The organism is Pseudomonas entomophila (genome assembly GCF_029193575.1).
In the GTDB taxonomy this organism is placed as follows: Bacteria; Pseudomonadota; Gammaproteobacteria; order Pseudomonadales; family Pseudomonadaceae; genus Aquipseudomonas; species Aquipseudomonas entomophila_G.
Genome location: NZ_JARGCS010000047.1, coordinates 321,612 through 330,000, shown reverse-complemented (window position 1 = coordinate 330,000; position 8,389 = coordinate 321,612). Strand labels below are relative to the sequence as shown.

Genomic DNA, 8,389 nt, shown 5'->3' with positions numbered 1-8,389 from the left:
ACGCTGTCCATCACGATCTCGCCGGTGATCGACGCCCGCAGGCCGACCTTGCCGTGGATCGCCGGTGCGCTCAGACCTTCCCAGCCTTTCTCGAGGATGAAGCCACGGATGTCGCCGGCATCGTCCTTGGCCCAGACCACGAACACGTCGGCGATCGGGCTGTTGGTGATCCACATCTTGCTGCCAGTCAGGCGGTAGCCGCCGTCGACCTTGCGTGCGCGGGTGATCATCGCGCCCGGGTCGGAACCGTGGTTCGGCTCGGTCAGGCCGAAGCAGCCAATCCATTCGCCGCTGGCGAGCTTGGGGAGGTACTTCTGCTTCTGCGCCTCGCTGCCGAACTCATTGATCGGCACCATCACCAGCGACGACTGCACGCTCATCATCGAGCGGTAGCCGGAGTCGATGCGCTCCACCTCGCGGGCGATCAGGCCGTAGCACACGTAGTTCAGGCCGCTGCCGCCGTACTCGGCCGGGATGGTCGCGCCGAGCAAGCCGACTTCGCCCATCTCGCGGAAAATCGCAGGGTCCGTCTGCTCGTGGCGGAAGGCCTCGATCACGCGCGGGGCCAACTTGTCCTGGGCGAACTGATAAGCGCTGTCTCGCACCATGCGCTCTTCTTCAGTGAGCTGCTGGTCGAGCAGCAGCGGGTCGATCCAGTTGAAGCTTGCTTTACCGGCCATGCGCGGAATCCTCGAAATGAGTGAGTGGTACTCGTGTATTGATCCTAGGCCCGATCCGCTCAGCGGACAAACGAGGATTGCGCACGTATAAGTGCTATTTTCTCACTTCGAGATTCACCAAAACGGCTTTTCAGCTACTGATGAGTGAGGTTGACGTACATGCGGCGCAAGATCCCCAGCACCACCGCCTTGGTCTGCTTCGAGGCCGCCGCACGCCACGAGAGCTTTACCAAGGCCGCGCAGGAACTGGCGCTGACCCAGGGTGCCGTCTGTCGGCAGATCGGTGGGCTCGAGGCCTTTCTCAACGTCGAGCTGTTCCGCCGCTCGCGCCGGGGCGTGAAGCTCACCGAGGCGGGACTGTCCTACAGCCGCCAAGTGGCCGCGCAACTGGATGCGGTGGAGCGCGACACCTTGTCGGTGATGCGCCAGCAGGGCGCCAACGTAATCGAGCTGGCCGTGGTGCCGACCTTCGGCACCCAGTGGCTGCTGCCGCGTCTGAAGGATTTCCAGCAGCGCCACCCGGAGGTCACCGTCAACCTGACCAACCGCACGCGCCCGTTCCTGTTTGCCGACACCGCCTTCGACGCGGCCATCTACTTTGGCGACGCCGACTGGTCCGGGACCCAGTCGCACCGGCTGATGGGCGAGAACCCCGTGCCGGTGTGCAGCCCAGCGTTATTGACCGGGGAGGGCGCGCTGGAGGCGCGACGCATCGCCGAGCTGCCGCTGCTGCAGCAGACCACCCGGCCCTACGCCTGGCGGCAGTGGTTCAACAGCCTGGGCATGAGCGTTGCCCACGACATGGGCGGCCCGCGCTATGAACTGTTCTCCATGCTTGCCCAAGCCGCCATGCACGAGATGGGAGTGGCGCTGATTCCGCCATTCCTCATCCAGCGCGAGCTGGAGGAGGGCAGACTGGTTGTCGCCAACAGGCATGCGCTAACCAGCGACAAGGCCTACTATCTGATGATCCCCGAGCGCAAGGTGGAGTCCGCCTCGCTGCGCGCCTTCCGCGACTGGTTGGTGGCCCAGGCCCGGGACTACGCTGCCAGGGCATAGGGCAGGGCGGCGAAGCTGACCCCGTAGTTAATTATTTCTAACGACTACAGATGAAAGGATTTGTCGCAAATCCGTAATCTGCTCCATTACCCCTACAAACCGTATAAACCCTAATAACTACGCGGGCTTACGCCTTATTTTGCGACATTCACCAATGTCTTCAGCGAAAACAGCGAAAAATTTTTGATTTTTTCTCCTAAGCTCCCAATAGCGCGTGCTTGACGGCTTCGCAGCGGATGCTTGCGACAAGTGGTCACAGGGTGACTTGTAGTTTTAACTTAGTTTCACTTCAGAACTGGTTGATGCACCCTGGGTTCCTCTGCAAAATGCCTCGCCCACCCCGTAACGGGCGGGTTCATGCTGAACGGCCGCTCCAGCCGCACCACCCGAAGTGCGCTGGTTTCAACAAAGACAAAAGGTCACCGCAGGAGAAAAGTCGTGCATATTGGTGTTCCTCTCGAGACGCAGGCGGGCGAAACAAGGGTTGCGGCAACGCCGGAAACCATCAAGAAGCTGGTGGGCCAGGGTCATCAGGTCATCGTGGAGCGCGGGGCCGGGGTCAAGGCCAGCATTCCAGACAGCGCCTATGAAGCCGTGGGTGCATCGCTTGGCGACGCGGGCGATGCCCTGGGCGCCCAACTGGTGCTCAAGGTGGTCGCGCCCAACGACCAGGAACTCGCTCGGATCAACCCCGGTAGCGTCCTGGTAGGCATGCTCAACCCGTTCAACAACGAAATGATCGCCAAGATGGCCGAGCGCGGCATCACCGCCTTCGCCCTCGAAGCCGCGCCGCGCACCTCGCGCGCCCAAAGCCTCGACGTGCTGTCGTCCCAGGCCAACATCGCCGGCTATAAGGCCGTGCTGCTGGCCGCCCATCACTACCCACGCTTCATGCCCATGCTGATGACCGCCGCAGGCACGGTGAAGGCTGCCCGTGTGCTGATCCTCGGCGCCGGTGTCGCCGGGCTGCAAGCCATCGCCACGGCCAAGCGCCTGGGCGCGGTGATCGAGGCCTCGGACGTGCGCCCAGCGGTGAAGGAGCAGATCGAGTCGCTCGGCGCCAAGTTCATCGACGTGCCCTATGAAACCGACGAGGAGCGCGAGTGCGCCGAGGGCGTCGGCGGCTACGCCCGCCCGATGCCGGCCAGCTGGATGCAACGCCAGGCGCAGGCGGTGCACGAGCGCGCCAAACAGGCCGACATCGTCATCACCACCGCGCTGATCCCCGGGCGCAAGGCCCCCACGCTGCTCAGCGCCGAGACCGTCGCGCAGATGAAACCCGGTTCGGTGGTGATCGACCTCGCCGCGGCGCAGGGCGGCAACTGCCCGCTGACGGTCGCCGATCAGGTGGTCACGCACAACGGCGTGACCCTCGTGGGCCCCACCAACCTGCCGGCTCAGGTCGGCGCGGATGCCTCGGCACTGTATGCCCGCAACCTGCTGGACTTCATGAAGCTGCTGTTCGACAAGGACGGCGCGCTGGTGATCAACCTCGAAGACGACATCGTCGCCGCGTGCCTGATGTGCCGCGACGGCCAGGTCGTGCGCAAGAACGGCTGAGGAGCACGAACAATGGAAGACCTGCTGATTTCCCACGGGATCTACAACCTGATCATCTTCGTGCTGGCCATCTACGTCGGCTACCACGTGGTGTGGAACGTCACCCCGGCGCTGCACACGCCGCTGATGGCGGTCACCAATGCCATCTCGGCGATCGTCATCGTTGGCGCCATGCTGGCCGCCGCGCTCACCGTGACCCCGGCAGGCAAGCTGATGGGCACCCTGGCCGTGGCCCTGGCGGCGGTCAATGTGTTCGGGGGCTTCCTGGTCACCCGCCGCATGCTTGAGATGTTCAAGAAGAAAAACAAGAACGAGGCGCAGAAGTAAGCATGAGCATGAATCTGGTAACCCTTCTTTACCTGGTCGCCTCGGTCTGCTTCATCCAGGCGCTCAAGGGGCTGTCGCACCCGACCACTTCGCGCCGGGGCAACGTGTTCGGCATGGTCGGCATGGCCATCGCCATGCTCACCACCGTTGGCCTCATCTATAAGCTGGGCGCGGAGCTTGCGACCGCCGGCATCGGCTACGTGATCCTCGGCCTGCTGGTCGGCGGCACCGCCGGCTCGATCATGGCCAAGCGCGTGGAAATGACCAAGATGCCCGAGCTGGTCGCCTTCATGCACAGCATGATCGGCCTGGCGGCGGTGTTCATCGCCATCGCTGCGGTGCTCGAACCGCAGTCGCTGGGCATCGTCGCCAGCATCAGCGACCCGATCCCCACCGGCAACCGCCTGGAGCTGTTCCTCGGCGCGGCCATCGGCGCCATCACCTTCTCCGGTTCGGTCATCGCCTTCGGCAAGCTGTCGGGCAAGTACAAGTTCCGCCTGTTCCAGGGCGCACCGGTACAATTCGCCGGTCAACACAAGCTGAACCTGATCCTGGGCCTGACCACCATCGCCCTGGGCCTGCTGTTCACCTTCACCGGCCACTACAGCGCCTTCACCCTGATGCTGGCACTGGCCTTCGTCATGGGCGTGCTGATCATCATCCCCATCGGCGGCGCCGACATGCCGGTGGTGGTGTCAATGCTCAACAGCTATTCGGGCTGGGCGGCGGCGGGCATCGGTTTCTCGCTGAACAACTCGATGCTGATCATCGCCGGCTCCTTGGTGGGTTCGAGCGGTGCGATCCTCTCGTACATCATGTGCAAGGCGATGAACCGCTCGTTCTTCAACGTGATCCTCGGCGGCTTCGGTGGCGAGGCCGATACCGGTGCCGCGACGGGCAGCAAGGAGCAGCGCCCGGTGAAATCCGGCTCGGCCGATGACGCGACCTTCCTGCTGAGCAACGCCGACAGCGTGATCATCGTGCCCGGTTACGGCCTGGCGGTGGCCCGCGCGCAGCATGCGCTGAAGGAACTGACCGAGAAGCTGGTGCACAACGGCGTGACCGTGAAATACGCCATCCACCCGGTGGCGGGGCGCATGCCGGGGCATATGAACGTGCTGCTGGCCGAGGCCGAGGTGCCCTACGACCAAGTGTTCGAGATGGAAGACATCAACGCCGAGTTCGGCCAGGCCGACGTGGTGCTGGTGCTGGGCGCCAACGACGTGGTCAACCCGGCGGCGAAGAACGACCCCAAGTCGCCGATCGCCGGGATGCCGATCCTGGAAGCGTTCAAGGCCAAGACCATCATCGTCAACAAGCGCTCCATGGCCAGCGGCTATGCGGGGCTGGATAACGAACTGTTCTACCTGGACAAGACCATGATGGTGTTCGGTGACGCCAAGAAGGTCATCGAGGATATGGTCAAGGCGGTGGAGTAGGCGTTTTCCTAGCCAGCACCGCGATATAAAGAAGGCCCTGGGAGGATTTTCCCGGGGCTTTCTCGTTTTGCTGATCCAGATCAACGGCTCTATTTCCGGGCTCCGCCTACGACCATGGTCGCGGGACGGCGCAGAAGCGAAAACACTAGACTGCGCATCCAGTCGCTTCTGTAGCCCGAGATAACACTCCATGTACCGTGATCGTATCCGCTTGTCCTCCCTGCACAGCAAGGTAATGAGTGCGGCTGACGCCGCTGGCCTGATCGAGGACGGCATGACCGTCGGCATGAGCGGCTTCACCCGCGCCGGCGAAGCCAAGGCCGTGCCACACGCGCTGGCCGAACGCGCCAAGCAGTCGCCGCTGAAGATCAGCCTGATGACCGGCGCGAGCCTGGGCAACGACCTGGACAAGCAGCTCACCGAGGCTGGCGTGCTGGCGCGGCGCATGCCGTTCCAGGTCGACAGCACCCTGCGCAAGGCGATCAACGACGGCCAGGTGATGTTCATCGACCAGCACCTGTCGGAAACCGTCGAGCAGTTGCGCAACCAGCAGTTGAAGCTGCCGGACATCGCGGTAATCGAAGCGGTGGCGATCACCGAACAAGGCCACATCGTGCCGACCACCTCGGTGGGCAACTCGGCCAGCTTCGCGATCTTCGCCAAGCAGGTCATCGTCGAGATCAACCTGTCGCACAACGCCAACCTCGAAGGCCTGCACGACATCTATATCCCCACCTACCGCCCGACCCGCACGCCGATCCCGCTGGTGAAGGTCGATGACCGCATCGGCAGCACGGCGATCCCGATCGACCCCGCGAAGATCGTCGGCATCGTCATCAGCGACCAGCCGGACTCGCCGTCCACCGTACTGCCCGCCGACGAGGAAACGCAGGCCATTGCCCACCACCTGATCAACTTCTTCAGAAGCGAAGTGGCTGCCGGGCGCATGACCAACAAGCTCGGCCCGCTGCAGGCCGGTGTCGGCACCATCGCCAACGCGGTGCTGAGCGGCCTGATCGATTCGCCGTTCGAGGACCTGGCCATGTACTCCGAAGTGCTGCAGGACTCGGCCTTCGACCTCATGGACGCCGGCAAGCTGAGCTTCGCTTCGGGCAGCTCGATCACCCTGTCGGCGCGTCGCAACGCCGAGGTGTTCGGCAACCTGGAGCGCTACAAGGACAAGCTGGTGCTGCGCCCGCAGGAAATCTCCAACCACCCGGAAGTGGTGCGGCGCCTGGGGATCATCGGTATCAACACGGCGTTGGAGTTCGACCTTTATGGCAACGTCAACTCCACCCACGTGTGTGGCACCCGGATGATGAACGGCATCGGTGGCTCCGGCGACTTCGCCCGCAACGCCCACCTGGCGGTGTTCGTCACCAAGTCGATCGCCAAGGGTGGTGCGATTTCCAGCGTGGTGCCGATGGTCAGCCACGTCGACCATACCGAGCATGACGTGGACATCCTCGTCACCGAGCAAGGCCTGGCCGACCTGCGTGGCCTGGCGCCACGCGAGCGGGCGCGGGTGATCATCGACAACTGCGTGCACCCGGATTACCGCGCGGCGCTGAGCGACTACTTCGAGCGCGCCTGCCAGCGGGGCGGGCATACCCCGCATATCCTGCGCGAAGCACTGAGCTGGCATGAGAACCTGGAAGAGACCGGGCGCATGCTGGTGGGGTAAGGATTCTGGTTTTGTAGTGACTGTCCTGGTCCTATCGCGGGGCAAGCCCACTCCTACAGGCTCAACGCTCGCTGCTAAACCAGCCCGATCGCTGTGGGAGCGGGCTTGCCCCGCGCTGGTGTCAACACTGTATCGGCGTTAACCCAAACACTTCACACCCATACACCTCATAAACTGTTCTACTGTACCGCTAAAAACCCCGCCTGACTTCGTAGAATCCTCGCCATTCAGACAAAAACGCACCATACAAGTGCAGACCAGTACAGTTACGCCAATTTCAGGTGCAACAGTCCCTTTAAACAGTTAACTGGCCCATCGCATTACTGTTGAACTGTATCTACTGTTATGGACGACAGAGGAGGATCATTGGCATCAGTTAAATCACTACCTAATCCCGCCACAAGCGGAAGGATGACACATCATGGAACGTACCCTCAGTTCCGGTCTGGTTTTCGAAAGCAACGTCCAATCCAACGCCTCGCTGCCGCTGCGCGCGCTGTCGACCCTGCTGCTGTGGCAGCGTCGCATCGCCAGCCGCCGTCAACTGGCTCGCCTGGATGGCCGCCTGCTGGCTGACGCCGGTATCAGCGAGTCCCAGCGCTACCAAGAGCTGAGCAAGCCTTTCTGGCGCTAAGCTCCGGTTCGCCGGCTTCGGCCGGCACCGCGAATTCTCAAAACCCGTCGCAGGGAACTGCGATGGGTTTTTTGTTTCAAAGCCGCGCGGTAGAGGCGTTGCTGAATGAACATGTACAGTTTTGTATTTTCAATTAAAGACCATAACAGTTCATACTGACCGGCGTCCTTCACATGCGGAAACACACCCGCGTGATACGCTTGATCCAACAACCTGTAAAAAGAACCCCGGCGTACCGTGCAAGGGCGCCCGAACAACCAGAATCACCCCCGCAGGAGTCCCCCGACCATGTCCCGTAAATACCTGTTTGGCGCCGCCATGCTGCTGGCCCTGGCCGGCACCGCCCACGCCACCAGCTTCGTCGTCACCACCGATGCGGTCGTCGGCGCGGTCGCCGCCTCCACCGACGCCACCTCCGACGTGTCCTCCTCGCTCCGTGACGACAAGATCGTCCAGGCCGCCCGGGACGATGCCGCCAGCTTCGTCGGCAGCCAGGGGGCGATTCGCGGCGCCAAGCTGGAAAGCGCGCTCATCCACATCCGCCAGCAGGCCCCGAGCCTGCAGGCCAGCGACGCGCAACTGGCACAGGCCATCCTGGCACTTTGAACCACGCCCGCCCTGCACAGATGAGCTGGCCTCGGCCAGCCCATCCGCAGTAGCCTTCGCCCTCCAGACGTCACCTACCGAAAGCCCATGCGTTATCTGTTGCCACTCTTCTTCGTTGCAGCCGCTGCGGGAAACGCCCATGCCATGGACGCGACCACCCAAGGCCTGGTCATCAGCGGCTACGTCACCAGCCAGGTGACCGTCGCGCCGTTCGACCGCAAGCTGATCGTGCAAGCCCGTGACGATGCCGCTGCGTTCATCGCCAGCGATGGCCAGATCCGCGGCGCGCGCCTGCAAGCGGCGCTGCTGTCGTTGCGCCAAGCCAGCCCCGGGCAATCAGTCGGCGACCTTGAACTGGCAGAGGCAATTCTCGTCCAATGATCACACCCCGACTCCCTGC

The 8,389-nt window shown here is 63.0% G+C and carries 9 protein-coding genes (1 of these 9 running past the window's edge); 8 read left to right on the top strand and 1 reads right to left on the bottom strand.

What is annotated here, in order from left to right:
• Positions 1-680, bottom strand: partial view of an acyl-CoA dehydrogenase gene (locus P0Y43_RS23010; protein ID WP_275639564.1) — the 5' portion only. The gene continues 502 nt to the left of window position 1, outside the view; 680 of the gene's 1,182 nt are visible here — the first part of the coding sequence; it begins with the start codon at positions 678-680; its stop codon lies off the left edge, out of view.
• A 159-nt stretch (positions 681-839) separates the two neighbouring features.
• Between P0Y43_RS23010 and P0Y43_RS23005 the strand changes: the two genes are divergently transcribed.
• From P0Y43_RS23005 to P0Y43_RS22970, 8 genes are all read left to right on the top strand, one after another.
• Positions 840-1,739 (top strand): LysR family transcriptional regulator, encoded by a 900-nt coding sequence (locus P0Y43_RS23005; protein ID WP_275639563.1) that lies wholly within the window; start codon positions 840-842, stop codon positions 1,737-1,739.
• 438 nt (positions 1,740-2,177) lie between these two features.
• Positions 2,178-3,299 carry a Re/Si-specific NAD(P)(+) transhydrogenase subunit alpha gene (locus P0Y43_RS23000; RefSeq protein ID WP_275639562.1) on the top strand — a complete coding sequence of 374 codons (1,122 nt, stop codon included), beginning with the start codon at positions 2,178-2,180 and terminating at the stop codon, positions 3,297-3,299.
• A 12-nt stretch (positions 3,300-3,311) separates the two neighbouring features.
• The gene (locus tag P0Y43_RS22995) at positions 3,312-3,626 is read left to right on the top strand and encodes an NAD(P) transhydrogenase subunit alpha (protein WP_275639561.1); all 315 of its coding nucleotides are present in this window, start codon (positions 3,312-3,314) and stop codon (positions 3,624-3,626) included.
• A 2-nt stretch (positions 3,627-3,628) separates the two neighbouring features.
• Positions 3,629-5,065 (top strand): NAD(P)(+) transhydrogenase (Re/Si-specific) subunit beta, encoded by a 1,437-nt coding sequence (locus P0Y43_RS22990; RefSeq protein WP_275639560.1) that lies wholly within the window; start codon positions 3,629-3,631, stop codon positions 5,063-5,065.
• Positions 5,066-5,255: 190 nt separating this feature from the next.
• Positions 5,256-6,749, top strand: a complete 1,494-nt coding sequence (locus tag P0Y43_RS22985) for an acetyl-CoA hydrolase/transferase family protein (RefSeq protein ID WP_275639559.1) — start codon at positions 5,256-5,258, stop codon at positions 6,747-6,749.
• A 421-nt stretch (positions 6,750-7,170) separates the two neighbouring features.
• On the top strand, positions 7,171-7,383 hold the full coding sequence (locus P0Y43_RS22980; RefSeq protein ID WP_275639558.1) for a DUF1127 domain-containing protein: 213 nt from the start codon (positions 7,171-7,173) through the stop codon (positions 7,381-7,383).
• Between the two features lie 288 nt (positions 7,384-7,671).
• Complete coding sequence (locus P0Y43_RS22975) at positions 7,672-7,989, top strand: DUF2388 domain-containing protein (protein ID WP_275639557.1); 318 nt, start codon at positions 7,672-7,674, stop codon at positions 7,987-7,989.
• 87 nt (positions 7,990-8,076) lie between these two features.
• Positions 8,077-8,370: a DUF2388 domain-containing protein gene (locus P0Y43_RS22970; protein WP_275639556.1), complete on the top strand. Its 294-nt coding sequence runs from the start codon at positions 8,077-8,079 to the stop codon at positions 8,368-8,370.
• Positions 8,371-8,389 lie beyond the last annotated feature (19 nt).